Raw genomic sequence first — 25,777 nt, 5'->3', positions numbered from 1 at the left:
AGGGGACAGGAGGGGAGCGGTACGGTCCCGGGCGGCGGCCACGCCCGACGGTACGGTACGCCGCCATGGACACCGAATCGACACAGACCGTGGTGAACCTGTGGCGGGCGATGCGGAAACGCGTACCCGACGAGGTGTGGCGACGTGAGGATCTGCGTGTGCTGATCCTCGCCGAGAACGGGCTCGTCTCGCTTCCGCCGGACATCGGCCGACTGCGGCATCTGCACACCCTCGACCTGGGCCACAACGAACTCACCGGCGTGCCGGAGGAGATCGGCGAGCTGACCGCCCTGGACCGTTGCCTGTACCTGCACGACAACCGGATCACCGCACTGCCGCGTTCGCTGGGTCGACTGCGCCGGCTGACCTATCTCAACATCGGTGACAACCCGCTGGAGGCGCTGCCGGAGGAGATCGGCGGGCTGGTCCGCCTGGTCGAGTTGCGGGCCCAGCGGTGTCGGCTGCGGGAGCTGCCCGCCTCGCTCGGACGGCTCTCCGCGCTGCGGGAGCTGTGGCTGCGCGGCAACGCCCTGACCGCACTGCCCCGCTCGGTCCGCCGGCTGCGGGAGCTGCGCGAGCTGGAGCTGCGCGACAACGCCCTGGAGGAGGTGCCCGGAGCGGTGCGCGGACTGCCCCTGCTGCGCCGTCTGGACCTGCGCGCCAACCCGCTGCGTTCGGTGCCGCCCTGGGTGGCCCGGGAGTTGCCCGCCCTGGAGCGGCTGGATCTGCGCTGGACCGGTGTCCGGCCGGATCCGGAGTTGGTGGGGGACCTGGAGCGGCGGGGCTGCGTGGTGCTGCGCTGACCGGTGGCCCGTGGTGGCCCCCGTCCGCGCCGGTCGCGCCGGAGGGGTTGACAGCCGGCACGCTCTGGAAGAGAGTTTCGGCATTTTCCCGATCGACTGAAAGATACTTCCCAAGGGGGTCGTGGCATGACGGGTTCCGCACGGGGTTCCGACCCGGTCCCGGAGCCGGCGGCACCGCCCGCCGGGAGCCGGGGCATCGGGCGGCGGCAGCTCGGCCTGCGGACGCTGGCGCTCGGCGGCGGCCTGGTGCTGGCCTCGTCGCCCGTCGCGGCGGCCCGCGCCCGGACGTCGCACGCGCCCTCTCCCGGCGGCGCCCCGGTGCTGCGCCGCGGTTCGGCCCGCCGGGCCGGGCTGCTGGGGGAGCACCTGGAGCGGCTGGTCGAGGACGCGAAGACCTTCCTCGGTCCCTCTCCCGAGCACCCCTGGTACGCGGGCGCGGTCCTGCTGGCCGGGCGTGGCGGCACGGTCGCCCTCCACGAGGCGATCGGCCACGCGGTGCGCTACTCCGCCTACGACGAGGTCGGCGACACCGGTGTCGAGCTCCCCGCCGACCGGCAGGTGCCGGCGACCCCCGACACGGTGTACGACCTCGCCTCCGTCTCCAAGCTGTTCACCGCGATCCTGGCCGTCCGGGAGATCGAGCGCGGCACCCTGGAGCTGGACGCGGCCGTCGCCTCCCACCTGCCGGAGTTCGGGGCCGAGGGAAAGGACGGCATCACCCTGCGGCACCTGCTCACCCACACCTCCGGTCTGGCCGCCTGGATCCCCCTGTACGCCGAGCCCACCCACCGGGATCGGCTGCTCCGCCTGTGGCGCGAGAAGCCCCTGGACCCGCCCGGTACCGTCTACCGCTACTCCGATCTGAACCTGATCACCCTCCAGTTGGTGCTGGAGAGGGTCACCGGGAAGTCCCTGGACGTGCTCCTGCGCGAGGGGATCACCGGCCCGCTGGGCATGCGGTGGACCCGCTACAACCCGCCCGCCTCCTGGAAACCGCGGATCGCCGCCACCGAGGACGCCCGCCGCCCCTGGTCGGGCCTGGACCGCGGCATGGTGCACGGCGAGGTTCACGACGAGAACGCGTACTCCCTCGGCGGGGTGGCCGGGCACGCCGGGGTCTTCTCCTGCGCCTGGGACCTGGCCGTGCTGTGCCGGACGCTGCTCAACGGCGGCGCGTACGGCCGTGCCCGGATCCTGACCGAGGAGTCGGTGGAGCTGCTCTTCCACGACTTCAACACCGACTTCCCCGGCGACGAGCACGGGTTGGGCTTCGAGCTGTACCAGCACTGGTTCATGGGGGCCATGGCCACTCCGCGCACGGCCGGGCACACCGGCTTCACCGGAACCTGCCTGGTGTTGGACCCGACCACCGACACCTTCCTGGTGGTGTTGGGCAACTCCGTCCACCCGGTGCGCACCTGGCGGTCGGGCAGCGCCCCGCGCGTGGCCGCCGCCGACCGTCTGGCCCGCGCCGTACCGGTGCGTCCCGCCCACGGGCGCCGGGCGTGGTTCTCCGGGATGGCGAGCGGCGCCTCCGCCACCCTCGCCCTGCCCGAGGTGACGCCGCGCGGCGCGGACGCGCGACTGCGCTTCTCGCTGTGGTGGGACACCGAGCGCGCCTGGGACGTGCTGCGCCTGGAGGCCTCCGACGACGGGACGACCTGGCAGCCGGTGCCCTTCACCACCACCCGTCCCGGCGGGGAACCGGTGGGACGCGCCGACGGCACCGTGTACGGCTACTCCGGCCGCGTCTGGTACCGGGCCTCCGCCGACCTGGGCGCCTGGCGCGGCCGGGCGGTGCGGCTGCGCTGGCGGTACGCCACGGACGGCCGCTACGTGGGACGCGGCGCGTACGTCGACGGGATCCGGATCGAGGACGACGGGCGCGTGCTGTTCGACGACTCCCGCCGGAAGGACGCGGGCCGCGTCACGGCGGACGGCTGGACCGCCTCGGCCGACTGAGTCCCCACCCGACCGGCCCGGGCTCCCCGCCCGCCCGAGCGCGCCGCGCCGGGCGGGCACGGCCCCGGGTGGCGCGCGGCCGGACATGTGCCGGGTCGCGCGGCCGAACACCGCGGTCTCCTCCTCCGCCGTTCCCGCACCGGCCCAATCGGCAGCGGTCCGGGGGCGGTGGGCCGGTTCAGCCGGCGGTCCGGGTGCCGGTCCAGGGCTCGTCGAGGCCCCCCGGACGCCCGGGAGAGGCCGGAAGGCCGGGACGCGCGCCCCTCCCGGTGACGGCTCGGGCCCCGGTGCTCATGCCCCGGGCCCACACCGGCAACCGCCGGACCGGCCCCGCCGGGGCCGCCGCGCCGGCGACCCCGACGGCCCGGCGGATCTCGGCGGCCCGGCGGATCTCGGCGACCCGGTGGAGGAGCTCACCGGCGTCGTCGGGCCGCCCGTCCGGGTCCTTGGCCAGCAGGTCGAGGACGAGCCCGTCCAGGGCCCCGGGCAGGTCGGGACGGAGGTCGCGCGGTGGTCGGGGATCGGTCTCACGGTGGCCGACGAGGACGCTCCAGGTGTCCTCCAGGTCGAAGGGCGGCGCACCGGTGATGATCTCGTACAACACACAGCCCAGGGAGTACAGGTCGCTGCGGTGGTCGAGGTGGGTTCCGGCTATCTGCTCGGGCGACATGTAGTGGGGCGTTCCCACGACCGCGTCACCGCCGTCGAGCCGGACGGTGAAGCCGATGTCGTGGCCGATCCGGGCGACGCCGAAGTCGCAGATCTTCACGGTGCCGTCGGCGGCGCGCATCACGTTGGCGGGCTTGAGGTCACGGTGCACGATGCCACGGCCGTGGGTGTAGGCCAGGGCGGCGGCGATCTGCTCGGCGATGTCGAGGACCTCGGGCACCGGCAGCGGTCGGCCGTCGTTCGCCTCCAGCAGCCGCCCCAGGTCGTGTCCCTCCAGCAGCTCCATCACCAGGTAGAGCACCTCGTCGTGCTCCCCGAAGTCGTGGACGACGGTCACACCGCGGTGCTGGAGGGAGGCCGCGACCCGGGCCTCGCGGCGGAAGCGTTCGCGCAACCCGCGCATGGTGGACGGCTCGGTCTGCCGTCCCAGCGGTTTGAGGCACTTGACGGCGACGGCCCGGTCCAGCGACTCGTCGTGCGACCGCCACACCTGCCCCATGCCGCCGCGTCCGACGACTTCCACCAGCCGGTACCGGCCCTGGAGCAGGGTGCTCTCCCTCATCGCGCTGTCGCCCTTCCGCCCGCTGCCGTCCCCGGCCCCACCCAGTATGGGCCCTCACCCGACCGGTCGGGTGAGGGCCCACATCGGGTGGGACCATGCCGGAGCGCGCCGACGCGCCCCGCCCCGGGGGAGCGCGCTGGTTTCGTCCTCCCCGTACCGGCAACTGGGAGCGGGACGGCCAGGCCGGACGGGCGGGCCGGAACGCGGCCCCGCGCCGCCTGAACAGGAGGGACGATGTCGGGATCCCTGCGCGAACTCGGCACCCGGGCGGGCTTCCGGCAGTTGGCCCGCCTGCGCCGCGCCCCCGCCTTCCACCCCGAGGGCCTCGGTTGCACCGGCGAGGTGACGATGCCGGGCTTCTCCGGGAGGCCCTGGGGCGTCCCCTGGCTGGACGGACTCGGTCGGTACGAGTGCGCGGTACGGCTGTCCCGGGGCGCCGGTCTGCCTCGGCCGCTGCCCGACTGGCTGGGGCTCGCCGTCCGGGTGCTGGACGCGGGTGGGCCGGGGCACTCCCTGGACCTGCTGCTGACCGGCAGCTCCCGCCTTCCGGTGCTCCGCCACCTGCCCCTGCCGCGCGGTGACGCGCTGGGCGGCCCGTACAGCACTCTGCTGACCTACCGGGTCGGGGGGCGGGGCATGGTGCTGGCCGCCTTCCCACGTCGCCGGCTGCGTCCGGTCCACGGTCGCCCGGAGACCTTGCGGCGGGCCCTGGAGTCGGGGCCACTGGTGTTCGATTTGCGGGCGGCGGAGCCGTTGGGCCGGTGGCGGACCTTCGCGGTGCTCACCGTGCGCTCGCCGCTGCCCGCGCCGTCCCGCTCCACCCCGGGGTTCGACGTCTACCGCAACAGCCTGCCCGGCCTGGAGCCGGGGCCGGGCCTGGCGACGGTGCGGCCCGCGGCGTACGAGGGGTCCCGGGAGGGCCGCCCCTGAGTCCTCCGTTCGGGGGAGCCACACCTGAGGTTCCGTCATCCGGATCGTTTTCGCCCCGGAACAACGGGTACTTCGGACCGGCCGGTAACCGAGCACAGGGAGATGATGACGATGTCCAGTACGGGTCCGGGCGCGGCGGGAACGGCCCACCGAGCCCCGGTGATCGCCGCGGCCAAGGCGGTGTCGGTGGTGTTCCTCCTGGTGGGTGTCCTGGGATTCATCCCCGGCATCACCACGGACTTCGGCGACATGGAGTTCGCCGGACACCACTCGGGCGCCGAGTTGCTCGGCCTGTTCCGGGTGTCGGTCCTGCACAACCTGGTACACCTCGCCTTCGGCGTCGTCGGTCTGGCGATGGCCCGCAGCGTGTCCGGGGCCAAGGCGTACCTGATCGGCGGCGGTGTGATCTACCTGCTGCTGTGGCTCTACGGTCTGATCATCGACAAGGACAGCGGCGCGAACTTCGTCCCGCTGAACACGGCCGACGACTGGCTGCACTTCTTCCTGGGCGTGGGCATGATCGCCCTCGGTGTTCTCCTGGGCGGTCGCGGACGCGACGCGAGGGGCTGATCCGACCACACGGCCCCGGCCCCACGGCGTGGTCCGACGCCCCTCCCCGACCGGGCGTCGGACCACGCCCCCGCGCGCACGGGCCGCGATCCCCCGAACGGGTGGGACGCCGCCCGCCCTTCCCGGGAGGAGGCCGGGAGCGGCGACGAACAGGAGACGACCAGAAGGGCCCCGTCATGCCGACCCCTCCCCCGCCGGGCGCCGCCGAGATCCTCTTCATCGGCAACGCCACCCTCCTGATCCGCTACGGCGACCTCACCCTGCTGACCGACCCCAACTTCCTCCACCGCGGCCAGTACGCCTACCTGGGCAAGGGACTGCTGTCGCGGCGTCGCACGGAGCCCGCCCTGCGGATCGAGGAGGTGCCGGAGCCGGACGCGGTGGTCCTGTCCCATCTGCACGGCGACCACTGGGACCGGGTGGCCCGTCGGGGCCTGCCCCGTCACCTGCCGATCGTCACCACCCCGCACGCGTCCCGGAGGCTCCAGGGGCTGCACGGCTTCAGCCGCGCCACGGGTCTGCCCACCTGGCACGACCACGTCCTGGTACGCGGTGGCAGTCAGGTGCGGATCACCGCGTTGCCCGGCCGGCACGGACCGGGGCCGGCGCGGTTCCTGCTGCCGCCGGTCATGGGGAGCCTGCTGGAGTTCGGCGACCCGGGCGGCCCGGTGCGGCTGCGGATGTACATCTCGGGCGACACCCTGGTCTTCCCCGGGATCCACGAGATCGCCCGCCTGTGCCCCGACATCCACCTGGCCGTGGTCCACCTGGGCGGCACCACCCTCCCCGGGGGGCTGCTGGTGACGATGGACGCCCTCCAGGGCGCGGATCTGGTCTCCTTGCTGCGGCCCCGCCGGGTGCTGCCCGTCCACTACGACGACTACACCGTCATGAAGTCCCCGCTGTCGGACTTCCTGCGGGAGGCCACACGGCCCGACTTCCCCGCCGGGGTGGTGCGCTGCCGTCGGGGGGAGCGGGTGACCGTGAACGCCGACGGGCCGGTCGGCCCCGTCCCGGCCGAGGACGGCCACGACCGCGGGACGTCCTGACGGCGCGACGCCCCGTCCGCCCACCCCGCGGTCCCGGACGGACGTTCCGGTTCCGCCCCTTGACCGGCCGATCGGCGGGCACCCGAACGGGGAGCGAGGACACCGGAGCCGACCGTGCGACAGCACCCCCCGGGACCCCGGGAGGCCCCGGAGGTTCGGATGCTCCACCAAACTCCACCGACTCCGACGGTCCCGACGAGTTCGTCGGGGTCGACAGGTCCGACAGGTTCGCAAGTTCGACGAGTTCGACAAGGAGGCCCACGAGGTGCCGAGCGAGATCACGGCCCGACACGTGCGGGAGCTGCTCGACTCCCCCGACCCCGACCCCCGACTGATCCTGCTGGAGGGCCGGGCCCGCGTGGTGCCCGCCGCGCAGATGGGGACGGACCGTTACCGGGGCGCCGTCGAGGTGATCTCCCGGGACGCCCTGACCGCCCGGCTCGACGACGGCGATCCCGCGGAGCGGGACCCGGACACCCTGGCGGCCCGACTCCAGGCCGTGGTGGACGGCATGGGCGCCTGACCCCGGTGCCCGCCCGTCTCCCCGCGCGTCCCGCCCGGCTCAGTCGCGCGGGACGCGCACGGCCAGGGCCAGGGTGTCGTCGGGGTGCAGGATGATCGTGTGCATGTCCTCGGCGATGGCGCCGGGGATGTGCTCGATGGGCCGTTCCGCGTGGCGACGGGCCGCCTCGACCAGCCGGGTCTCGCCCTCCCGCGGGTCACGGCGGCTCTCGGTGAGGCCGTCCGTGTAGAGGACGAGCAGGTCCCCGGGCGCCATCTTCGTGTGCAGCAGCCGCTCGCTGCCCGCCAGCGGGTAGCCGATGCCCCGCCCGCGCACCTCCAGGTACCTGGGCTCGCCCTCGGCGGGCAGCAGCAGCGCGGGCGGGTGGCTGCCGTTGGCCAGGTACAGGTCGCCGGTCTTCGGGTCGATCCGGGCGAGCAGCACGGTGGACATCAGCTCGCTGTCGAAGGGCATCAGGATCTCGGCGGTACGGGCGACGATCGACTCCAGCGGATGCCCCTCCAGCGCCAGGGTCCGCACCGCGTGGGTGACGTTGAGGGCGCCGCGGGTACTGGTCACGCCGTGTCCCAGGGCGTCGACGACGGTGATGTGAACGGTGCCGTCGGGCAGTTGCAGCCAGTCGTAGAGGTCGCCGCCGGTGGGCGCGTCGGTACCGGCGGGCGCGTAGTGCACGGCCATCTCCAGACCCTTGACCTCGATCGGCGAGGGCCGCAGGGCGTCCTCCAACTCGCGCAGGGTCTGGCCGTGGGCCTTGCGCAGCTGCTCGTCGCGCTCCTCCAACTGGACGTAGAGCGCGAGGGTGCCCCGATTGGTCTCGGCCAGTTCGTGCTTGAGCCGCCGGTGCTCGGCGGTCAGGGCGTCGATGCGGGCCAGGGCCGCCCTCAGCTCCTGCTCGACCGCCTCGGTCTCCGACGTCTCCGGCGTCTCCGGCGTCTCCGGCACCTTCGAGGCGTCCGGCGCGTCCGGAGCCTCCGGCGCCGGACGGGATCCGTCGCCGGACTCCGCCCGGCCGGTGTGCGACTGGGAGGGCACGACGACCCCCGTGCCGCTCCCGGAGCCCGACGCGTCCCCGTCGCCCGTGGCACCCGCCTTCCCCTCCTCCCGGGGAGCGGGCAGCGGCAGACGCCAGATCGCGGTGCCGCCCGTGGTGATCTGGGCCGGCAGGGCCAGGTCCACGGTGCCCTCGTCGTACCCCACCGTGAGGTCGCCGAGAGTTTCGAGGGTGACCACGAGGTGCCCCGGCGAACCGCCCGAGGACGGCTCCACGGAGGCCTCCAGCCGGACGGGACGTCCCGCCGTGAGCTCCGTGCGCGCCAGGTCCACCGCGGAGAGCACCAGCCGGGCCCTGAGCTCGGTCGGCAGCCGATGGGCACGCGCCAGACGACGTACGGCCCGGCGCAGGCTCGGCAGCGTGTGATGGGAGAAGTCGGTGTCGGTCATGGAACCTCTACGCCGCCCGAACGGCGAGTACGGTGGCGTCGTCACGGGTGCGCCGGTGGTCGTGGGCCAGCGCCGCGGCCAACAGCGGCGGCGGGAGCCGCAGCAGGAACGTGGACGGGTTGTGCGACCAGCGGGACTCGATGCCGTCGCTGTGGAGGACGACCCCCGCGCCCGGCTCCAGCGTGACGGTGCGCGCCCGGGGGGTGGGGACGTTCCAACCGACGATACCGGGCTGGCCGGCCATGCGGTGGGCGATCTCGCCGCCGGAGAGCACCACCGCCCGGACGTTGCCGATGCCGCAGTACTCGGCGCGGTCGGAGTGCAGCCGCAGCACGCCGGCGGCGGCGCCGCGAGTGTGGCGCAACGCCCGGTGCAGCGTGGTCAGGATCTCGCCCAGGGGACGGTCGGGGGCGGTGTGGAAGGAGCGCAGGGCGGAACGGGCCGCCTCCGCGGCCGAGACACCGTGCCCGAGACCGTCGACGACCAGGCAGGTGAGGGAGTCGTCGGTCTCGGCCACGGCGCAGGCGTCACCGCAGTACCGTTCCTCCCGGGCGGGCAGGCAGACCGAGCCGACCCTCCACCGCGTCGGCCGGACCGCGTCGGGCGCCACCAGCCGAGCACTGACCAACGTGCCGGAACCGGGTCGGGTACGGATGGCGAACTCGGAGGCGATCCGGCGGACCGCGCCCAGGCCCGCCCCGAGGGAACCGGCGGCGGTGGTGTAGCCGTCGGTCAGCGAACGGTCCAGATCGAGGATGCCCGGACCGCGGTCGACCGCGGTGATCTCCACCCCCTCGCCGTGCGGAAGGGGCTGGATGTACACCGTGCCCCCGGCGGCGTGCTTGACCAGGTTGCCGGCCAGCTCGCTGGCGAGGACGGCGGCCTGGTCGGGCATGGCGCCGGGCAGGCCGACCCGCCGCGCGCGGTCGCGCGCGGCCGCGGCCGCCAGCGGGATCGCGCTCTCGTGGTCGACGTCGATCTCGTCGGTCAGCCCTTCGAGGGAGGGGGACGGCCGATCCCTCACTGTGTGGTCCACCGGGTCACGCTGATCGTGGTTCCCTTGCCCGCCTCGGTGTGCACCTCGAAATCGTGCATGAGCCGCCGGGCTCCCCCCAGCCCGTGCCCGAGACCGGCGCCGGTGGTGAACCCGTCGGCCAGCGCTGCCTCCAGGTCGGGGATGCCGGGGCCCTCGTCCCGGACGGTCAGGCGAATGCCGCGACGCCCCGCCGAGCGCGGGAACTCGATGGTCACCGTGCCGCCACCACCGTGGATGTAGGCGTTGCGCGCCAGCTCGCTGGCGGCGGTGACGACCCGGGTCTGATCGACCAGGCCGAAACCGACCTCGACGGTGGCGGCCCGTACGGCGTGCCGGACGGTGATCAGGTCCTCGTCGGTGCGGACGGGGTACGTCGCGGGAGCGGTCTCCCGGCCGCCCACCGAGGAGCCGGCGCGCGGGCCGGGACCCGTTCCGTCGCCTCCGGGCACATGGGCCACCGGGGTACCCGCCCTTCGCTCATCCGAGAGTTTCACGTCGGGCCCCCCTTTCCGGGGGCTGCGAGGTGTGGTGCCAGCCGAGCGCGGCCATCCCCTGTTCCGCGTTGAGGGCGGTCTCCACCCCTCGCAGCTGGAGACCGAGCTCCACGAGGGTGATCGCCACGGGAGGCCGCATGCCGGCCACGATCACCCGGGCGCCCAGCAGCCGGGCCATGGTGCTCAGCTCGGTCAGGGCACGCGCCACGAAGGAGTCGATGATCTCCAGTCGGGAGACGTCGATGAGAACGCCCCTGGCACGCTCGGCCGCGATGCGCTCGGTCAACTCCTCGGCGAACGCGGTCGCCGTCTTGTCGTCGAGCTCGTTGATGAGCCCGGTGACCAGCACGTCGCCGAGTCTGAGGATGGGAATGTCCAGGGAACGCCGGTCGGTCATCGGATCTTCCGCGTCCCGGTGGCGGGCGAGTCCTGCCCGGTCATCTCCACCGCCGCGGCCAGCGCGTCGGAGAGGGTGGCACGGGTGAGGATGGTGGACAGGTCGATGCCCAGTTGCGCGATGGTCTGCGCGATGGAGGGCCGCACACCGCTGATGAAGCAGTCCGCGCCCATCAGACGGACCGCGTTGACGGTCTGCATCAGGTGCTGGGCCACGGCCGTGTCCACCGTCGGCACGCCGGTGATGTCGATGATCGCCACCCGGGCCTCGTGGGACTGGATGGACTGCAACAGGTTCTCCATCACCACCTGGGTGCGGGCGGTGTCCAGGGTGCCGATCAGCGGCACGGCCAGGATCTGGCTCCACAGGTGCACCACGGGAGTGGACATCTCCATCAGCTGGCGGCTCTGCCGCTGGATGATCTCCTCCCGACGCTCGACGTAGGCGTTGAAGGAGAGCGCGGCGGCCTCGTCCAACAGCCGGTTGATCATCAGTGCGGCGGGGAAGAGCTGGCGCGGATCGTCGTTGTCCCGCTCCACTGCCTCCAGCAGGGCGTCCTTGAGCGCCAGGACGGCCAGGGAGGTGGCGGTGGGCGTCGCGCCGCTGCGCTCCCGGCGCAGGGACAGCTCCATCACCGCGTCGCGCAGGTCGCGGTGGGCGTCGACCAGGCTCTCCATGGCGTGGTCACTGTCGTTGAGCGCGCCGCCGAGCAGGACCAGGAGCGCGTCGGCCTCCTCGCGCAGCTCGCTCTCGTCGATGTTGATCGCCGCCCGCTGCTGCTGGAGTTGCACCCACCGGTCGGCGATCTCGTCACCACGTTCCCTGATCGCGGTAGTCAACCGGTCCCGCACGGCTGCGTCGCTGGCGTTCACCACAGGCCCTTCTCACAGTCCTTCGTCGCCGGCCCACGTCCGTGACGTCGGCGCACGGCTGGATGTACAGGGCAACGAGACACGAATCCCCGCCCCTTTTGTTGCTGTTCGGCACATGCTAGCAGCGGCCCAAGGGCCCCTCGTACGGGCCGAATCCCCGAAGATCCCCATCATGCCGAAGGCCGGCGAAGCTCGCCGGTCCCCCCTCCGGCCTTCCCCGTATGTCGACGTTGATGCCTCCCTTCCCGGCCGGTTCGGTCGCGCGACCGCCCACCGTCGCCCCGCGTCCGCCCGGACCTCGGGCGGCCCGTGGGCCCTTGTCGGAATTCGCACCACGAAACGGTCGCGGAGCCTCCCTCGTGACGGCGGACTCCCGCCGGGTCCGCCGCGCCTCCCGGCCCGCTGTACCCTCCCCGTACGTCACCGGACGGCAAAGACCGGTGTGCGCACGGCGCTCCGAGGGCAGACGCCCTCCCGGAACGGAGCCGAGGACCGAGCGGAGGTGTTCGCCGACGTGCCGATGCCGGCACCGCGCCGATGCGGCTGCGGCACCCTCCCCGGCGACGCCCGACCCCACCGGTCCACGGTCCGAAGGCGTCCGGCGACACCGGCGTTCGCCGGCCCTCCCCCGCACGCCCCCGCCACACCAGAGGTGGTCTCCCCGTGACCGACGCGGAACAATCCGTCACCAGGTGGGAACCCCCCGGCCTCTTCGTCCACCCCGCGCTCTTCTACCGGACCTCCGAGGAGTACCTCCGAGGCGTGGGCGGATTCGTCGACACCGCCCTGGCGGCCGGTGACCCCGTGCTCATCGCCGTCCCCGGCCCCCGCCTGGACCTGTTGCGCGACCACCTAGGCCCCCTCGACGCCGACCGGCTCAGCCTCGCCGACATGACCGAGTTCGGCCGCAACCCCGGCCGCATCCTGGCGGGCCTGCGCGACTTCGCCGACCGGAGCCCCGACCGCCCCGCGCGCATCGTCGGAGAACCCCTCTGGGCCCGCCGCTCCCCCGCCGAAGTGGTGGAGGCCACCCGGCACGAGGCCCTCATCAACGCCGCCTTCGCCGGCCGTGACGCGACGATCCTGTGCCCCTACGACGTCTCGGAACTGCCCCCGGCGGTGTGCGCCGACGCCCGCCGCACCCACCCGGTGCTGTGGGAGGACGACCGACGGTGGTCCAGCCCGCACTACGCCGGCGCCGCCGTCAACGCCGAGTGCGACGCCCTCCCCCTCGTTCCCCCACCGCCGGACGCCCACGCCCTGACCTTCGTCGACGGCGATCTGGGCGAAGTCCGCCACCGCGCGGACACCTGGGCCCACGAGGCCGGACTCGACACCGCGCGCCGGGGCGACTTCGTCCTCGCCGTCGCCGAGGCCGCGGCGAACTCCCTGGCCCACGGCGGCGGACGCGGCACCCTGACGCTGTGGGACGAGGGGGCCTCCTGCCTCGCCGAGATCCGCGACCGCGGACGCCTCGCCGACCCGCTGGCCGGCCGCCGCCGTCCGACCCTGGACTCCGCCGTCGGCGGTCGCGGACTGTGGATGATGCACCAGCTCTGCGACCTGGTCGAGACCCGTGCCGCTCCCGAGGGCCTGACCGTGCGACTGCACATGAACCACGGGTAGGCCCACCGGACCGCGACCGGGGCCCGCGCCGACACCGACGCGCGCCCCGCCTCCTCCCCTCGGGGCGCGCTCCTCTCCACAGCGGTCGTCGCCACCGTCACGGCCCGTGCCGGGACCACACCGATCCTCGGACGCGTCGGGGAATGTTCCCGCCGCCCCGGACGTTGCGGCGTCAGGGGGGTGACCAACGAGACGACCGGAAGGAATCCGTGTGAGCACCGTCGATCTGACCGCCGCCGACTTCGAGAAGACGGTGACCGACAACGACATCGTCCTGGTCGACTTCTGGGCGTCCTGGTGCGGGCCGTGCCGGATGTTCGCCCCTGTCTACGAGAAGGCGTCCGAGGCCAACTCCGACATCGTCTTCGGCAAGGTCGACACCGAGGCCGAGCAGGCTCTGGCGGCCGCCGCCGACATCACCTCGATCCCGACGCTGATGGCCTTCCGCGAGGGCGTCCTGGTCTTCGCCCAGCCCGGAGCCCTGCCCGCCCAGGCGCTGGACCAGGTGATCGACGCCGTCCGCGGACTCGACATGGACGAGGTGCGCGCCTCCATCGCCGCCGAGAACACCGGCGACTGACAGCGGACGCATCCGACGGCCCCCTGCCCGCCCCGGCCCCCGTGGCCTGCGGCGGGCAGGGGGCTTTCGTGCGGGGTGCATCCGTCCTCTGCGCTTTTTCGCTTGGCACACTTTTTCTATCACATTCCTCCACCTCCGCCCTTCTCTGGTCCATCCGCGCGCCGTGGGGTGCCCCCGCGCGGCTTCCGCCCCGATACTGGATTTCCGTCGTCGTTTCCGTCGTCCCGACGTCCGATTCGACAAAGCTCGCGCCGGGCCCGTCCGGAGGTAGCCGTGAAGATGCTGATCAACGTGCCGGAGACGGTCGTGGCCGACGCCCTGCGCGGCATGGCCGCCGCACATCCCGAGTTGACGATCGACGTCGAGAACCGGGTCGTGCTGCGCCGGGACGCGCCGGTGGCGAACAAGGTGGGGCTGGTGTCCGGCGGCGGCTCGGGGCACGAACCGATGCACGCCGGATTCGTCGGGCCCGGGATGTTGGACGCCGCCTGTCCGGGTGAGGTGTTCACCTCGCCCGTGCCGGACCAGATGGCGCGGGCGGCCGCGGCCGTGGACAGCGGCGAGGGCGTGTTGTTCGTCGTGAAGAACTACACCGGCGACGTGCTGAACTTCGACATGGCCGCCGAGCTGGCGGAGGACGAGGGCGTGCGGGTCGCCAAGGTCCTCGTCGACGACGACGTGGCGGTGGTGGACAGCACCCACACCGCCGGTCGGCGCGGCACCGGCGCGACGCTGTTCGTGGAGAAGCTGGCGGGCGCGGCCGCCGAGGAGGGCGCGCCGCTGGAGCGGGTCGAGGCGGTCGCCCGGCAGGTGGTGGAGTCCTCCCGCAGCTTCGGCGTCGCGCTGAGCGCCTGCACGACCCCCGCCAAGGGCGGCCCGACCTTCGACCTGCCGCCCGGCGAGCTGGAGTTGGGCGTCGGCATCCACGGCGAGCCCGGTCGCGAGCGGCGCGGCATGATGACCTCCGGGGAGATCGCCGACGCCGCGGTGGACGCGGTGCTGGAGGACCTCCGCCCGGACCGCCCCGTGCTGGCCCTGGTCAACGGCATGGGCGGCACCCCGCTGCTGGAGCTGTACGGGTTCGCCTCCGAGGTGCACCGGGTCCTGGGCGAGCGCGGGGTGGCCGTGGCCCGCACGCTCGTCGGCGGCTACGTCACCTCGCTGGACATGGCGGGCTGCTCGGTCACGCTCTGCCGGGTGGACGAGGAGCTGCTGCGGTTGTGGGACGCGCCGGTGCGCACCCCCGCACTGCGCTGGGGCGTGTGAGGGGCATGTGAGGGGAAGGTCCCGGGCAGGTGTCCGGCAGCCGCGGGACCGCGGGAGGCGCTCCGGACACACGCCGGAGCGGGACGCCGCCGAACCGACAGAGGAGACCTGGTGACCGTCGCACTGGACGCCGACTTCTTCCGCCGCTGGATGTCGGCGGTCGGGGCCGCCGTGGACCGGGAGGAGCAACGGCTGACCGAGCTGGACTCCGCCGTCGGCGACGCCGACCACGGCGCCAACATGCGGCGTGGCCTCACCGCCGCCCTCGTCTCCCTGGAGCGGGAGGGACCCGGGTCGCCGGGCGCGGTGCTCGCCCTCGTCGGGCGCCGACTGATCTCCACGGTCGGCGGCGCTTCGGGGCCGCTGTACGGGACGTTGCTGCGGCGCGCGGGCAAGGAGTTGGGCACGGAGGAGACCGTGGACGCGGCCCGGTTGCGGGACGCCCTGCGCGCGGGGGCGGAAGCGGTGGCGCAGCTGGGGTCGTCGGCTCCGGGCGACAAGACGATGCTGGACGCGCTCTTCCCGGCCGTCGAGGCGCTGGGCGAGTCGGGTACCGACTTCGCGGCGGCGCGCGCGGCCGCCGAGGAGGGGGCCGCCGCGACGGTGCCGATGCGGGCCCGCAAGGGTCGGGCGAGCTACCTGGGTGAGCGCAGCGTCGGCCACATGGATCCGGGCGCGGCCTCCTCCGCGTTGTTCTTCGCCGCGCTCGCCGAGACCGCCGAGGCGTCGGGGAGGTCGGCATGAGCGGGGAGCGGAGGTCCGAAGGGGGACCGGTCGGTCTGGTGCTGGTGTCGCACAGCCGGCAGGTGGCCGAGTCCGTCGCCCGGCTCGCCCTGGGGTTGTCGGGCGGCGGCGGTGCCGTTCCGGTGGCGGCGGCCGGAGGCACCGGGGACGGTGGACTGGGCACCAGCTCGGAGCTGATCGTCGAAGCGGCCCACCGGGTCGACCGGGGGGCGGGTGTGGCGCTGCTGGCGGACCTGGGCAGCGCGGTGCTGACGGTGCGCACCCTGCTCGCCGAGGGCGACGAACTTCCCGAGGGCTCCCGTCTGGTGGACGCCCCGTTCGTGGAGGGTGCGGTCGCGGCCGTGGTCACCGCCTCGACCGGGGCGGACCTGGACGCGGTGGCGGCCGCGGCGACGGAGGCGTACGGCTACCGCAAGCTCTGATCCGCCTCCCGGGGCGGCCGAGCCCACCGGCCGGGCCCGCCGCCCCGTTCCGCGTCCCGCGTCCCCTCGCCGTCCCGTCACCGTGCCGACCTCACTGTCACGGATCACTGTGAAAAATCCAGAGTTGCCGATTCACTGTGTGCAGAGCGTCAACTCCGTGACACACTACGGGACATGGCCGAGAGGGATGTGGGATGAGCGAGCCCCGGCCCGCCCCGACCGTGGGTCAGCTCGTGTTGGGCAGGCGACTCCAGGACCTGCGTGAGAAGGCGGGCATGCGGCGCGAGGACGCCGCGCGGGTCCTCCACGTCGCCCCCGCCACGATCCGCAGGATGGAGACGGCCGACGTCGCGCTGAAGATCCCGTACGTGCGGCTGCTGCTGGAGGAGTACGGCGTCGCCGGCGCCGAGGCCGAGGCCTTCGTGGCGCTGACCGAGGAGGCCAACAGACCCGGCTGGTGGCACCGGTTCCGCGACGTCCTGCCGGATTGGTTCAGTGTCCACGTCAGCCTGGAGAACTCCGCCAAGGTGATCCGGGCCTACGAACCGCACGTCGTCCCCGGCCTGCTGCAGACCGAGGAGTACGCCCGGTGCGTCCTGCGCAAGGGCGCGGTCGGGCAGTCGATCAAGGGCGAGGTCGAACGGCACGTGGCGCTGCGCATGGAACGCCAGCGCCTGCTGGACCGCCCGGACGCCCCCCGCCTGTGGATTCTGGTGGACGAGACCGCGCTGCGCCGCCCCGTCGGCACTCGCGAGGTGATGCGGGCCCAGGTGGACCGGCTGTTGGAGGACGCCGAGCGGCCGAACGTCACCCTGCAGATCGCCGAGTTCTCCTCCGGCTTCCACCCCGGCACCTACGGCCCCTTCGTCCTCTTCCGCTTCGGGCTCCCCGAACTTCCGGACATGGTCTACGTGGAGTACCTGACCGGCGCCGTCTACCTGGACGAGCGCACCGAGGTGGCCGCCCACCTGGAACTCCTGGACCGCATGTCGGCCCAGGCCGCGACCGCGCGACGCACGAAGCGGATCCTCCGGGACGTCCGCGGGGAGCTGTGAATGGGTCACGTCCACAACGGCACGCCCGCCGGCGTCCTCGGCGCCGAGGGGTGGCACAGCCCGTGGAGCGGAGCCAACGGCGGCAACCGTCCGGAGGCCGTGAAGCCGCCCGGCGGACGGATCGTCATCCGTCGGTCCGCCGACCCCGACGGTCCCGCGCCGATCCGCACCCCGAGCGAGATCGGCGCGTTCGTCCGGGGCGCCAAGGAGGGGAAGGCCGACTTCCTCCTCTCCTGACGCCCGCGGCCCCGGCCGGTGGGCTCCAGGCCCGCCCGCCGGCCGGGCTTCCCGCACCGCGGCCCGCACCACCGCACCCAGCGCGGGCCCGGGGCAGACCACCACCGACACAGACGACAGACGGAGGAACCCGTCGCATGGCCGACGACATGGAGTGGACGCGGAGTCGACCGGATCCCGAGCCGGTCGAGATCGACACCTCCGTCCCCAGCATCGCCCGCGTCTACGACGCCATCCTGGGCGGCAAGGACAACTACCCGGTCGACCAGGAGATCGCCCGCCGGGTCGCCGAGGCCTTCCCCGACGGCGGCGAGGGGGCGCGCACCAACCGCCGCTTACTGGTCCGCGCGGTGCGCCACATGGCACGCCAGGGCATCGACCAGTTCCTGGACATCGGCTCCGGCCTGCCGACCGCGCGGAACACCCACCAGATCGCCCAGGAGGTCGCTCCCGGGGCGCGGGTGGTCTACGTCGACAACGATCCGATCGTCCTCGCGCACGGCCGGGCGCTGCTGGAGGACGACGAGCGCACCGTCGTGGTCACCGCCGACATCCGTGAACCCGACACGCTGCTGAGCCACCCGGACGTGACCGGGATGCTGGACCCCGACCGTCCGGTGGGGCTGATCCTCAACGCCGTGGTCCACCACCTCCTCGACGAGGAGGACCCCGACGGGTTGGTGGAGGTCTACAAGAAGTGGCTGGGGCCGGGCGGCTACCTGTTGCTCACCCACTTCTGCTCCTCCTCCCCACAGGCCCGCGGCCTGGAGTCGGTGCTGCGGCAGGCGCTGGGCCGGGGACAGTTGCGCAGCATGGCGCGGATCGCCGCCTTCTTCGAGGGCCTGGAACTGGTGGAGCCGGGCGTGGTGTACCTGCCGTACTGGCAGCCCGACGAGCCGGTGACGGCGCCCCTGGACATCGCCGGCCTGCTGGTGGCGGGCGGCCTGGGGCGCAAGCCGCGGAAGTAGCCCTCCTTCGAGACCCGCGTCCGTACGGAGCACCGAGACGTACGGGCGCGCCGCGCGGGCCCCACCGCCCCTCTCCCCCCACACACGGCGGTGGGGCCCGCGCTCCCTTCCCCGACCGGTCCTTCTCGGACGGCCCTTCCGAAGGGCGCCTCCGGTGCGGTTTCCGGTCTGGTGCTCGTGCGGCCCGTGTGCCCGTTCCGGATGTGTGGCGCTTGGCACACTTTTATTACAGCCCTCCGCCTTCCCGCGCGGAACACGGGCGCGGAAGTGAGTACGGCTACTCAGGCGCCCGTGGGCGCCCCCGGGGGACGATGGGGCCCCTCGCCTCGCCGCGACGCCCGGAGAACGCACAAGGAGACCGCCGTGCTCAGCACCGTCGCCCGTACCGTCGTCCCCGTGCTCGGCCGCCTACGGGTCACCTCCGACCCCGGTGCCGAACTCGCGCCCGGCAGCATCGTCGCCGCCAACCACACCTCGCTCGTGGACCCCGGCGTGGTCCTGGCCGCCCTCCACCGGCTGGGCGCCGAGGAGCCGGCCGTCCTGGCCACCGCCGGGCTGTGGCGCGTCCCCGGACTGCGCCACGCGCTCGTCCGGGAGGGACACATACCGGTGCACCGCGGTACCTGCCGGGCCGCCACGTCCCTGGAGGGCGCCGCCGCGGCGCTCGCCTCGGGGCGGATCGTCCTGATCTACGGCGAGGGAGGGCTGCCGCGCCGCGCGGACGCCGGCGAGGCGGCGCCCGGCCCGTTCCGCAGCGGCCTGGCGCGGCTGGCGCTGACCACCGGCGCCCCGGTCGTGCCGCTGGGCCAGGCCGGTTCACGGCGGATCAGCTCCGGATCCACCGTCAAACAGGTCGCCGGGTTCGTCACGGCACCGCTGCGCCGCCCCGGCGTCCACGTCCACGTCGGCGCGCCGCTCCGTCTCTCCGGCGACGTCGTCACGGCCACCGCGCGGGCCCGCCGGGCGGTCGTCGACGCCTGGCGGGTCGCGGCGGAACGGGCCGGGCACCCGCCCCTCGCCGGCGCCCGCTCCGCGTCGGTCCCGGAGGATCTCGACGTCACCGCCTGAGCCGACGGCCCACCGGCTCGGACGAGGAGGCCCCGGCTCCCCCTCGACGACCTTCCCGCCCGTCGCACGGCACCGCCGGGCACGGCACGGCCCCGCGCCCGCCGCCCGGGTGCGGCGGGATCCGTCCGGCGTTACGGTCGAAAGGAGGCTTGAACGATGCCCCGGGGGAAGGGGGCGGCATGGCACACCACAGTGCACACCACAGCTCACCCCGCGGCGCGTCCCACGGGCCGTCCGGCACCGTGTCCCCGGCGGCCCTGGCCGGTTTCCGCGCCGGCTTCGGCGGCGGCGTCGTCACACCGGGCGACGCGTCCTACGACGAGGCGCGCACCGTCTTCAACGCGATGGTGGACCGACGTCCCGCCGTCATCGCCCGGTGCGGGACGGCCGACGACGTCGCCGAGGCGGTCCGCTTCGGACGGGAGCACGGCCTGGAGATCGCGGTACGCGGCGGCGGGCACAGCGTGGCGGGCATGGCCCTGTCCGAGGGCGGCCTCGTCGTCGACCTGCGGCCGATGCGCACGGTCACGGTCGACCCCGAAGGCCGCAGGGTGCGGGTCGGCGGCGGCGCGACGATGAGCGGACTGGACCGGGCCACCGAGCCGTACGGCCTGGCCACCACCGGCGGCCGGGTCTCCACCACCGGCGTGGGCGGTTTCGTGCTCGGCGGCGGAACGGGCTGGCTGGACCGCGTGTTCGGCCTGGCCTGCGACAACCTGCTCTCGGTCGACCTGGTGACCGCCGACGGCCGCACCGTCCGCGCGAGCGAGGACGAACACCCCGACCTGTTCTGGGCCCTCCACGGCGGCGGGGGCAACTTCGGTGTGGCCACCTCGCTCGAACTCGGGCTCCATCCGCTGCCGGTGGTGAGCGTCGCGCTGCTGATGTGGCCGCCCGAGGCGGGACCGGAGGTGGCGCGCGTCTACCGGGACTTCCTGGAGTCGGCCCCGGACGAGGTCGGCGGCGGGCTGATCCATCTCACCGCGCCGCCCGAGGAGTTCGTGCCCGAGGAGATGGTGGGGAAGCTCGCCTGCGCGGTCCTGGTCACCTACGCGGGCGTGATGCAGGAGTTGCGGGACGTGGCCGAGCCCGTCCTCGACCTCGACCACGACGCCGAGATGTTCGCCGAACTCTCCTACGCCGACCTGCAGTGCATGCTCGACGACCCGCCCGGCTACCGGAACCACTGGTCCGCCGAGTACCTGGCCTCCTTCCCCGACGCGGCCGTGGACCTCTTCTGCCGTCGCGCCGACGACATGATCGTGCCCTCTCCCTCCCAGCACGTGCTGTTCCCGCAGGGCGGCGCGGTGGCGCGGGGGCCCGGCGAGTTCCCGGTCCCGTGGCGCCGGGCACCGTGGGTGGTCCACCCCTTCGGACTGTGGGAGGACCCGGCCGACGACGAACGCGCCAGGCGGTGGGCGCGGGACGTCCGTGCGGACGTCGCCCCGTGGTCGACCGGAGCGGTCTACCTCAACTTCATCGGGCACGAGGGCAGGGAGCGGGTCGCCGCCGGATTCGGCGCGGACAACCACCGCCGCCTGGCCGAGGTGAAGGCCCGGTACGACCCCGGCAACGTCTTCCACCTCAACCACAACATCACGCCCGCGGGGGCCGTTCCCGCGCCCGGTTGAGGGGCGGCGGGCCGAACGGTTCGGTGGGCGAGCGCGGGGTGCGGCCCGTTCCCGGTCCGTTCCTCGGAGGGGATCGGCCCCTCCCGGGCACCACCGCCTTGCGGACGTGTCGCGGCGGCGCCCGAGACCACGTCCCCGAGAGCAGGGCCCCTTCCGCTCCGGTGATGTGATGCACACGCGAATATCCTGATCGGGGTGGAATGCCCGAGCAGGGTGGCCCGTTGCACTCGTCACGGGTGCCGGTGGTGGGACGGTGTCCCCGGGCCTCACCCATCGCCTGCGAGGACGATCGTTCGGCTGAAGCCTCGCGGTGCCACTCGCCGAGAGGCGACCGCCACCACCGCCACCCGCGCCGGACCGGCGCCGGCCGGGCCTCCCCCGACCCGGTCGGCGCCTCCTGCGTTCGCGTTCCCCGCACGCCGGGCGCCCGCCGTCGACTTCCGGTCCGAATCGCCGCTTTCCGTGTTTCGTGTCCCGTTCCGGGTGTTACCCGCATGGAGGACGCCGCGGGCCCGCCCACCGGGCTCGGCCCGCCCGCCCCGGACAAGGAACGGAAAGGGTGACGACCATGACCACGATGGTCAAGGACATGCTGCGGACCTACCCGGCCGACCTCGGCGGCGTCGACCGCTCCGCCATGGAGCGCTGCATCGCCGAGTGCTTCGACTGCTCGCAGACCTGCACGGCGTGCGCGGACGCCTGTCTGTCGGAGGACATGGTGGCCGAGCTGCGCAAGTGCATCCGCACCAACATGGACTGCGCGGACATCTGCGAGGCGACCGGCAAGATCCTGTCCCGACACACCGGCTACGACGCCAACATCACCCGCGCCCAGCTCCAGGCCTGCGCCATGGTGTGCAAGTCCTGCGCCGAGGAGTGCGAGCGCCACGCCGACATGCACGAGCACTGCCGCATCTGTGCCGAGGCCTGCCGCCGCTGTGAGCAGGCGTGCAACGAACTGCTGGCCACCCTGTGACCGGCGCCGCCCGCACGGCCGCGAGCTGAGACCGGGACGACCGGCCGAGGCTCGAACGGTGCGGGCGACGCGCGGCGCCGGGCCGCGCGTCGGGACGGCGAGCGGACCTCCGAACGGCCGGGGCGGAATCCATCCGGGAACGGCGCCCCGGCCGTTCACCGCGCCTGCCCCGTGTCCGGCGCGCAGCACGCGCAGCCCGGTCGGCAGCCGCACGCGTCCGGTCCGCCCTCCGCCGCGGCGGGGGCGGAGGGCGCGCAGCACCCCTCGCCCCGCCAGGCGTCGCGGCCTTCCCTGAGCGCGATGACGGCGATGCCGAGCGCGGCGACCGGGTCGGCCCAGGACCAGCCCAGGGCGGCGTTGAGGAGCAGGCCCACGAGCAGCACGGCGGAGAGGTAGGTGCACATCAGGGTCTGCTTGGAGTCGGCGACCGCGCTGGCCGAGCCCAGCTCGCGCCCGGCCCTGCGCTGGGCGAGGGAGAGGAACGGCATGACCGCCAGCGACAGCGCGGCGAGCACGACGCCGGGGAGGGAGCGACCGGCCTCACCGGTGCCGGCCAGTGCCCGGACGGCGTCGACGGCGACATAGGCGGCGAGCACGAAGAAGGAGACCGCGATGATCCGCAGGGTGGTCTTCTCGCGTGCCTCGCGCACCGTGTGGTCGGCGGCGGAGAACTGCCAGGCGACCGCCGCGGCGGAGGACACCTCGATGACCGAGTCCAGTCCGAAGCCGATCAGCGCGATGGAGGAGGCCAACGTCCCGGCGGTGAGGGCGACGACGGCCTCGATGACGTTGTAGGTGATGGTCGCCGCGACCAACAGCCGTATTCGGCGGATGAGCACTTCGCGCCGGGCCGGGGCGAGGCCGAGGGACACCGTGGTCATGCGCAGCAGTCCTTCCCCTCGGCTTCCCCGCACGTGCGGCCGGCCTCGACGGCCACCACGGCGGTGCGCAGGTCGTCCAGCGCGTGACCGAGGCGTTCGTCGGCCAGCTCGTAGCGGGTGCGGCGCCCGTCGGGCACGGCGACCACCAGGCCGCAGTCGCGCAGACACGCCAGGTGGTTCGACAACCGGGGGCGGGAGACGCCGAGGGCGTCGGCCAGGTCGGCCGGGTAGGCCGGGCCCCCGCGCAGGGCGAGCAGGACACGGCAGCGGATCGGATCGGCGAGGGCCCGGCCGAACCGGGCCAGTACCTCGATGTCGGAGGCGATGGTCATCAGCACGCCGGAGACAGTACACGACTTCCTGAATTCAGGAAGTCGTGTATCGATCCACGGGCGGCCACGGGCGCCCGAACCGTTCGCCGCGGAGTCCCGCTCCGACGCGCGTGGCCGGTCCCGCACGTCCGCCGGCCCCGGCGCTCCCCCTCGTTCGGGGGGCGCCGGGGCCGGCGGACGTGCGGGGACCTGCGGGCCGGATCACCGGGGTGGCGAGCCGCCCCACACACCGCCCGTCGGTGCCGGAATCAGGCGTGGGCGCGGCTGCGGCCGGTGACCATCCGGTAGACGACGAGGACGATGACCGAACCGATGACGGCGGATATCCAGGTGGACAGGTCGAAGAACCCGTCGATCGAGTCGACGCCGAATATCACCTTGCCCAGGAATCCGCCGAGGAGACCTCCCAGAACACCGATGAGCATGGTGATGAGAATGCCGCCCGGGTCCTTGCCCGGCATGAGCGCCTTGGCGATCAGACCGGCGAACAGACCGATGAAAATCCATGCGATGATGCCCATGTCTGGGTACCTCCCTTGTTGTCTTCAGGGGACCGCATTGCCATGAACACGTCCTCCAAACAAGAGAGTTCCGGTTTATCGGCGTTCGGAGTTCCCCCTCACCCACCGCCGTTCGCCGCCCGTCCCGTGGAATCGCCCGCACATCGCCCGGCCCCCGGGGGGTACGGCCCGTCCCGGCGCCCCGCCCCCCGGGGGGAGACGCGTCACACGGCGGGGTTCCTCGACCGGGCCGCCGACATCACGACGGGGTACGTGCCGATCGGCCCGGCCGCCCGGCGTACAGGCCCGCGGCGACCAGCTTGCGGATGGCGATCACGGCGGCCGCGGCCGCGATGGTGTCCCAGTTCGGATCCCCGGCCAGCCGGAGGAGGCCCGCCGCGGTCAGGAAGTCCAGCAGGACGGCCATCGCGGTCCTGAGACGCCCGGCCGCGGCGAACGCCACCAGAGCCGCCGTGAGTCCGAGGGCGGTGACCGTGAGGGCCGCCAGGTGCAGGACGGTGTCCATGGCGGCCGTCACGGTGTGGTCGGGCCGTGCGGCTCGACCTCTTCCTTCCGACGTTCGCGTTCGATCTCGGCACGCTCGGCGGCGATCTCACGGCCGAGGAAGAAGTTGAGCGCGGTGCGGATGGCCGCGATGGCGGCGAGTTGCCCGATCTCGGTGAAGCTGGGCGCGACGGCCGTGCGCAGCACGTCACCGGCGAGTTGGAACTCCAGCCCCAGGGCCAGGAACCGCCCCAGGCCGAGCCGGATCCGGTTGAACCGGCGGTCCGGGAGGCCGCGCACCGCCGCCACCAGGAGGCGGCCGAAGGCCCAGACCGCGCCCGCGAAGATGATCAGTGCGCCGGCGGCCTCCACCAGCCTCACCAGGAGGTCCACCGCCTCCCGTAGGGAGGCTTCCGGCAGCACGTCGTCCAGGGATGCGTCCATGGGGCGCCGGGTACCCCGGAGTCGACTTCCGCATGGTGACGAATGCACCGTGATCCCGTGATGAGAGCTTGTTGCACACATCACACCGTTGATTGGCATTGGCGAGGAATGTCCCGTCGGGGGTGGTGGTTGTACCCGTCGCGAACGCCGGTGGTGGGACAGTGTCCCCGGGCCTCACCCATCGCCTGCGAGGACGATCGTTCGGCTGAAGCCTCGCAGTGCCACTCGCCGAGAGGCGACCGCCACCACCGGCGTCCGCATCGGACCGGCGTCGGTCGGGCCTCCCCCCGACCCGACCGGCGCCTCACTCACCCGTGGGTGCCCAGGGGCGCCCGAGCGCCGGCGACCGTCGCGGACGGTCGACCGGCACCGGACCGCGGCCGCGCTGTTGAGCGTTGCTCGGCGGGTTGGCTACCCTCGCCGTTGCGTCGCCGCCCAGCCGAGGAGCCGGCCGTGGCCGGGGGCAGAGTGGTGCCCGACGGTCACGCGCGGCAAGGCGCCGTGGCGCGCCGAACGAACCACGGGAACCCCCGACACCGACAGCGGGAGGCAGCGATGCCGGTCGTCCACCTGGTCCGCCACGGCCAGGCGTCGTTCGGTGCCGAGACGGCGCACGGGTACGACGTGCTGTCGGACCTCGGCCGCAGACAGGCGGAGGTCGCCGGCGCCGAGCTGGCGCGACGCGCCCCCCGCGACCCGCTCGTGGTCTGCGGCACCCTGAACCGACAGCGGGACACGGCCGAACTCCTGGTGAAGGCCGCCGGCCTGACCGGGACACCGCGCACCGACCCGCGCTGGAACGAGTACGACCACATCGACCTCGTCCGCCGCTACGGCGCTGCCTCCCAGGACGCCTCCGGTGCCCCCGCCGACAACCGCGGTGCCCAGCGGGTGCTCGACCGCGCGCTCGCGGCGTGGATGGCCGACACGGACGAGGGCGGCTGGGAGCGGTTCGCCACGGGCGCCTTCGACGCGCTGCGGGGACTGGTCGCCGAGCTCGGGCCGGGACGCGACGCCGTCGTGGTCACCTCGGGCGGGGTGCTGGCGGCCCTGTGCGGGAGGCTGCTGTCCGCTCCCCCGGCCGGGATCGTGGCGCTGAACCGGGTGGTCGTCAACGCGGCGATCACCACCGTCGTCGCGGGCTCGGCCGGCGTGAGCCTGCTGTCCTTCAACGACCACGCCCACTTCGTCGGGGACCGGCGCCCGCTGCTCACCTACCGCTGACGGCCGGAAGGA

At 73.6% G+C, this 25,777-nt stretch carries 29 protein-coding genes; 18 read left to right on the top strand and 11 right to left on the bottom strand.

Features of this window, described 5'->3' with window-relative positions; translation table 11 throughout:
- The first annotated feature begins 65 nt into the window (after positions 1-65).
- Together F0L17_RS23600 and F0L17_RS23595 are read left to right on the top strand one after the other, a co-directional pair.
- Complete coding sequence (locus F0L17_RS23600) at positions 66-803, top strand: leucine-rich repeat domain-containing protein (protein WP_155072615.1); 738 nt, start codon at positions 66-68, stop codon at positions 801-803.
- Positions 804-929: 126 nt separating this feature from the next.
- Entirely contained in the window at positions 930-2,765 is a 1,836-nt protein-coding gene (locus F0L17_RS23595) for a serine hydrolase domain-containing protein (RefSeq protein ID WP_155072614.1), read from the top strand.
- A 178-nt stretch (positions 2,766-2,943) separates the two neighbouring features.
- On the opposite strand, the gene F0L17_RS23590 is transcribed toward F0L17_RS23595, so the two are convergent.
- Positions 2,944-3,996, bottom strand: coding sequence for a serine/threonine-protein kinase (locus F0L17_RS23590; RefSeq protein WP_155072613.1), 1,053 nt, complete (start codon positions 3,994-3,996; stop codon positions 2,944-2,946).
- A gap of 234 nt (positions 3,997-4,230) precedes the next feature.
- On the opposite strand from F0L17_RS23590, the gene F0L17_RS23585 reads away from it, so the two are divergent.
- The 4 genes from F0L17_RS23585 (at position 4,231) to F0L17_RS23570 (ending at position 7,068) form a co-directional block, all read left to right on the top strand.
- Positions 4,231-4,926 carry a phosphodiesterase gene (locus tag F0L17_RS23585; RefSeq protein WP_238419547.1) on the top strand — a complete coding sequence of 232 codons (696 nt, stop codon included), beginning with the start codon at positions 4,231-4,233 and terminating at the stop codon, positions 4,924-4,926.
- A 111-nt stretch (positions 4,927-5,037) separates the two neighbouring features.
- A complete protein-coding gene (locus tag F0L17_RS23580; RefSeq protein ID WP_155072612.1) occupies positions 5,038-5,496 on the top strand; it encodes a DUF4383 domain-containing protein in 459 nt (152 codons plus the stop codon).
- Positions 5,497-5,672: 176 nt separating this feature from the next.
- On the top strand, positions 5,673-6,545 hold the full coding sequence (locus F0L17_RS23575) for an MBL fold metallo-hydrolase (protein ID WP_155072611.1): 873 nt from the start codon (positions 5,673-5,675) through the stop codon (positions 6,543-6,545).
- Positions 6,546-6,810: 265 nt separating this feature from the next.
- Positions 6,811-7,068: a hypothetical protein gene (locus tag F0L17_RS23570; protein WP_155072610.1), complete on the top strand. Its 258-nt coding sequence runs from the start codon at positions 6,811-6,813 to the stop codon at positions 7,066-7,068.
- A gap of 39 nt (positions 7,069-7,107) precedes the next feature.
- On the opposite strand, the gene F0L17_RS23565 is transcribed toward F0L17_RS23570, so the two are convergent.
- From F0L17_RS23565 to F0L17_RS23545, 5 genes are all read right to left on the bottom strand, one after another.
- Positions 7,108-8,508, bottom strand: coding sequence for a PP2C family protein-serine/threonine phosphatase (locus F0L17_RS23565; RefSeq protein ID WP_155072609.1), 1,401 nt, complete (start codon positions 8,506-8,508; stop codon positions 7,108-7,110).
- A gap of 7 nt (positions 8,509-8,515) precedes the next feature.
- On the bottom strand, positions 8,516-9,544 hold the full coding sequence (locus F0L17_RS23560; protein ID WP_338018191.1) for a SpoIIE family protein phosphatase: 1,029 nt from the start codon (positions 9,542-9,544) through the stop codon (positions 8,516-8,518).
- Positions 9,529-9,945, bottom strand: coding sequence for an anti-sigma regulatory factor (locus tag F0L17_RS23555; RefSeq protein ID WP_338018287.1), 417 nt, complete (start codon positions 9,943-9,945; stop codon positions 9,529-9,531). Before F0L17_RS23555 ends, F0L17_RS23560 begins: the two co-directional genes overlap by 16 nt.
- Before the next feature lie 76 nt (positions 9,946-10,021).
- Positions 10,022-10,435, bottom strand: coding sequence for an STAS domain-containing protein (locus F0L17_RS23550; RefSeq protein WP_155072608.1), 414 nt, complete (start codon positions 10,433-10,435; stop codon positions 10,022-10,024).
- Complete coding sequence (locus F0L17_RS23545; protein WP_162466620.1) at positions 10,432-11,307, bottom strand: STAS domain-containing protein; 876 nt, start codon at positions 11,305-11,307, stop codon at positions 10,432-10,434. Before F0L17_RS23545 ends, F0L17_RS23550 begins: the two co-directional genes overlap by 4 nt.
- A 663-nt stretch (positions 11,308-11,970) precedes the next feature.
- Here F0L17_RS23545 and F0L17_RS23540 point away from each other — a divergent pair.
- From F0L17_RS23540 to F0L17_RS23490, 11 genes are all read left to right on the top strand, one after another.
- Positions 11,971-12,933: an anti-sigma factor RsbA family regulatory protein gene (locus tag F0L17_RS23540; RefSeq protein ID WP_338018190.1), complete on the top strand. Its 963-nt coding sequence runs from the start codon at positions 11,971-11,973 to the stop codon at positions 12,931-12,933.
- Between the two features lie 211 nt (positions 12,934-13,144).
- Positions 13,145-13,513 carry a thioredoxin gene (gene trxA / locus F0L17_RS23535; RefSeq protein WP_162466619.1) on the top strand — a complete coding sequence of 123 codons (369 nt, stop codon included), beginning with the start codon at positions 13,145-13,147 and terminating at the stop codon, positions 13,511-13,513.
- Positions 13,514-13,792: 279 nt separating this feature from the next.
- The gene (gene dhaK / locus F0L17_RS23530; RefSeq protein ID WP_155074102.1) at positions 13,793-14,779 is read left to right on the top strand and encodes a dihydroxyacetone kinase subunit DhaK; all 987 of its coding nucleotides are present in this window, start codon (positions 13,793-13,795) and stop codon (positions 14,777-14,779) included.
- Between the two features lie 150 nt (positions 14,780-14,929).
- Entirely contained in the window at positions 14,930-15,523 is a 594-nt protein-coding gene (dhaL, locus tag F0L17_RS23525; RefSeq protein ID WP_155074101.1) for a dihydroxyacetone kinase subunit DhaL, read from the top strand.
- Positions 15,520-15,945: a PTS-dependent dihydroxyacetone kinase phosphotransferase subunit DhaM gene (locus tag F0L17_RS23520; RefSeq protein ID WP_155072606.1), complete on the top strand. Its 426-nt coding sequence runs from the start codon at positions 15,520-15,522 to the stop codon at positions 15,943-15,945. The genes dhaL and F0L17_RS23520 overlap by 4 nt, the downstream gene beginning before the upstream one ends.
- Before the next feature lie 194 nt (positions 15,946-16,139).
- The gene (locus F0L17_RS23515) at positions 16,140-17,000 is read left to right on the top strand and encodes a helix-turn-helix domain-containing protein (protein WP_155072605.1); all 861 of its coding nucleotides are present in this window, start codon (positions 16,140-16,142) and stop codon (positions 16,998-17,000) included.
- Positions 17,001-17,237 (top strand): DUF397 domain-containing protein, encoded by a 237-nt coding sequence (locus F0L17_RS23510; RefSeq protein ID WP_155072604.1) that lies wholly within the window; start codon positions 17,001-17,003, stop codon positions 17,235-17,237.
- 137 nt (positions 17,238-17,374) lie between these two features.
- A complete protein-coding gene (locus tag F0L17_RS23505) occupies positions 17,375-18,205 on the top strand; it encodes an SAM-dependent methyltransferase (RefSeq protein ID WP_155072603.1) in 831 nt (276 codons plus the stop codon).
- Between the two features lie 363 nt (positions 18,206-18,568).
- Positions 18,569-19,273 carry a 1-acyl-sn-glycerol-3-phosphate acyltransferase gene (locus F0L17_RS23500; protein ID WP_162466618.1) on the top strand — a complete coding sequence of 235 codons (705 nt, stop codon included), beginning with the start codon at positions 18,569-18,571 and terminating at the stop codon, positions 19,271-19,273.
- Between the two features lie 179 nt (positions 19,274-19,452).
- Positions 19,453-20,904: an FAD-binding oxidoreductase gene (locus F0L17_RS23495; protein WP_155072601.1), complete on the top strand. Its 1,452-nt coding sequence runs from the start codon at positions 19,453-19,455 to the stop codon at positions 20,902-20,904.
- Between the two features lie 568 nt (positions 20,905-21,472).
- Complete coding sequence (locus F0L17_RS23490) at positions 21,473-21,880, top strand: four-helix bundle copper-binding protein (protein ID WP_155074099.1); 408 nt, start codon at positions 21,473-21,475, stop codon at positions 21,878-21,880.
- Positions 21,881-22,035: 155 nt separating this feature from the next.
- Here the strand turns inward: F0L17_RS23490 and F0L17_RS23485 are convergent, their stop codons facing one another.
- From F0L17_RS23485 to F0L17_RS23465, 5 genes are all read right to left on the bottom strand, one after another.
- On the bottom strand, positions 22,036-22,761 hold the full coding sequence (locus tag F0L17_RS23485) for a cation efflux transmembrane domain-containing protein (protein ID WP_155072600.1): 726 nt from the start codon (positions 22,759-22,761) through the stop codon (positions 22,036-22,038).
- Complete coding sequence (locus F0L17_RS23480) at positions 22,758-23,096, bottom strand: ArsR/SmtB family transcription factor (RefSeq protein WP_155074098.1); 339 nt, start codon at positions 23,094-23,096, stop codon at positions 22,758-22,760. The genes F0L17_RS23485 and F0L17_RS23480 overlap by 4 nt, the downstream gene beginning before the upstream one ends.
- A 245-nt stretch (positions 23,097-23,341) precedes the next feature.
- A complete protein-coding gene (locus F0L17_RS23475) occupies positions 23,342-23,614 on the bottom strand; it encodes a GlsB/YeaQ/YmgE family stress response membrane protein (protein ID WP_155072599.1) in 273 nt (90 codons plus the stop codon).
- 238 nt (positions 23,615-23,852) lie between these two features.
- Entirely contained in the window at positions 23,853-24,119 is a 267-nt protein-coding gene (locus tag F0L17_RS23470; protein ID WP_155072598.1) for a hypothetical protein, read from the bottom strand.
- A gap of 8 nt (positions 24,120-24,127) precedes the next feature.
- Positions 24,128-24,541, bottom strand: coding sequence for a DUF1622 domain-containing protein (locus F0L17_RS23465; protein WP_155072597.1), 414 nt, complete (start codon positions 24,539-24,541; stop codon positions 24,128-24,130).
- A 555-nt stretch (positions 24,542-25,096) separates the two neighbouring features.
- Between F0L17_RS23465 and F0L17_RS23460 the strand changes: the two genes are divergently transcribed.
- Complete coding sequence (locus F0L17_RS23460; protein ID WP_155072596.1) at positions 25,097-25,765, top strand: histidine phosphatase family protein; 669 nt, start codon at positions 25,097-25,099, stop codon at positions 25,763-25,765.
- Positions 25,766-25,777: the final 12 nt, after the last annotated feature.

The sequence above is a fragment of the Streptomyces taklimakanensis genome, from assembly GCF_009709575.1.
Taxonomy (GTDB): domain Bacteria; phylum Actinomycetota; class Actinomycetes; order Streptomycetales; family Streptomycetaceae; genus Streptomyces; species Streptomyces taklimakanensis.
The sequence above is the reverse complement of the archived record's forward strand: the minus strand, read 5'-3'. Positions and strand labels throughout refer to the sequence as shown.

Coding starts and splice junctions, on each gene's coding strand:
- F0L17_RS23600 (WP_155072615.1), top strand. CDS start 66: ATGGACACCGAATCGACACAGACCGTGGTGAACCTGTGGCGGGCGATG.
- F0L17_RS23595 (WP_155072614.1), top strand. CDS start 930: ATGACGGGTTCCGCACGGGGTTCCGACCCGGTCCCGGAGCCGGCGGCA.
- F0L17_RS23590 (WP_155072613.1), bottom strand. CDS start 3,996: ATGAGGGAGAGCACCCTGCTCCAGGGCCGGTACCGGCTGGTGGAAGTC.
- F0L17_RS23585 (WP_238419547.1), top strand. CDS start 4,231: ATGTCGGGATCCCTGCGCGAACTCGGCACCCGGGCGGGCTTCCGGCAG.
- F0L17_RS23580 (WP_155072612.1), top strand. CDS start 5,038: ATGTCCAGTACGGGTCCGGGCGCGGCGGGAACGGCCCACCGAGCCCCG.
- F0L17_RS23575 (WP_155072611.1), top strand. CDS start 5,673: ATGCCGACCCCTCCCCCGCCGGGCGCCGCCGAGATCCTCTTCATCGGC.
- F0L17_RS23565 (WP_155072609.1), bottom strand. CDS start 8,508: ATGACCGACACCGACTTCTCCCATCACACGCTGCCGAGCCTGCGCCGG.
- F0L17_RS23550 (WP_155072608.1), bottom strand. CDS start 10,435: ATGACCGACCGGCGTTCCCTGGACATTCCCATCCTCAGACTCGGCGAC.
- dhaK (WP_155074102.1), top strand. CDS start 13,793: ATGCTGATCAACGTGCCGGAGACGGTCGTGGCCGACGCCCTGCGCGGC.
- dhaL (WP_155074101.1), top strand. CDS start 14,930: ATGTCGGCGGTCGGGGCCGCCGTGGACCGGGAGGAGCAACGGCTGACC.
- F0L17_RS23520 (WP_155072606.1), top strand. CDS start 15,520: ATGAGCGGGGAGCGGAGGTCCGAAGGGGGACCGGTCGGTCTGGTGCTG.
- F0L17_RS23515 (WP_155072605.1), top strand. CDS start 16,140: ATGAGCGAGCCCCGGCCCGCCCCGACCGTGGGTCAGCTCGTGTTGGGC.
- F0L17_RS23510 (WP_155072604.1), top strand. CDS start 17,001: ATGGGTCACGTCCACAACGGCACGCCCGCCGGCGTCCTCGGCGCCGAG.
- F0L17_RS23505 (WP_155072603.1), top strand. CDS start 17,375: ATGGCCGACGACATGGAGTGGACGCGGAGTCGACCGGATCCCGAGCCG.
- F0L17_RS23495 (WP_155072601.1), top strand. CDS start 19,453: ATGGCACACCACAGTGCACACCACAGCTCACCCCGCGGCGCGTCCCAC.
- F0L17_RS23490 (WP_155074099.1), top strand. CDS start 21,473: ATGACCACGATGGTCAAGGACATGCTGCGGACCTACCCGGCCGACCTC.
- F0L17_RS23485 (WP_155072600.1), bottom strand. CDS start 22,761: ATGACCACGGTGTCCCTCGGCCTCGCCCCGGCCCGGCGCGAAGTGCTC.
- F0L17_RS23475 (WP_155072599.1), bottom strand. CDS start 23,614: ATGGGCATCATCGCATGGATTTTCATCGGTCTGTTCGCCGGTCTGATC.
- F0L17_RS23470 (WP_155072598.1), bottom strand. CDS start 24,119: ATGGACACCGTCCTGCACCTGGCGGCCCTCACGGTCACCGCCCTCGGA.
- F0L17_RS23465 (WP_155072597.1), bottom strand. CDS start 24,541: ATGGACGCATCCCTGGACGACGTGCTGCCGGAAGCCTCCCTACGGGAG.
- F0L17_RS23460 (WP_155072596.1), top strand. CDS start 25,097: ATGCCGGTCGTCCACCTGGTCCGCCACGGCCAGGCGTCGTTCGGTGCC.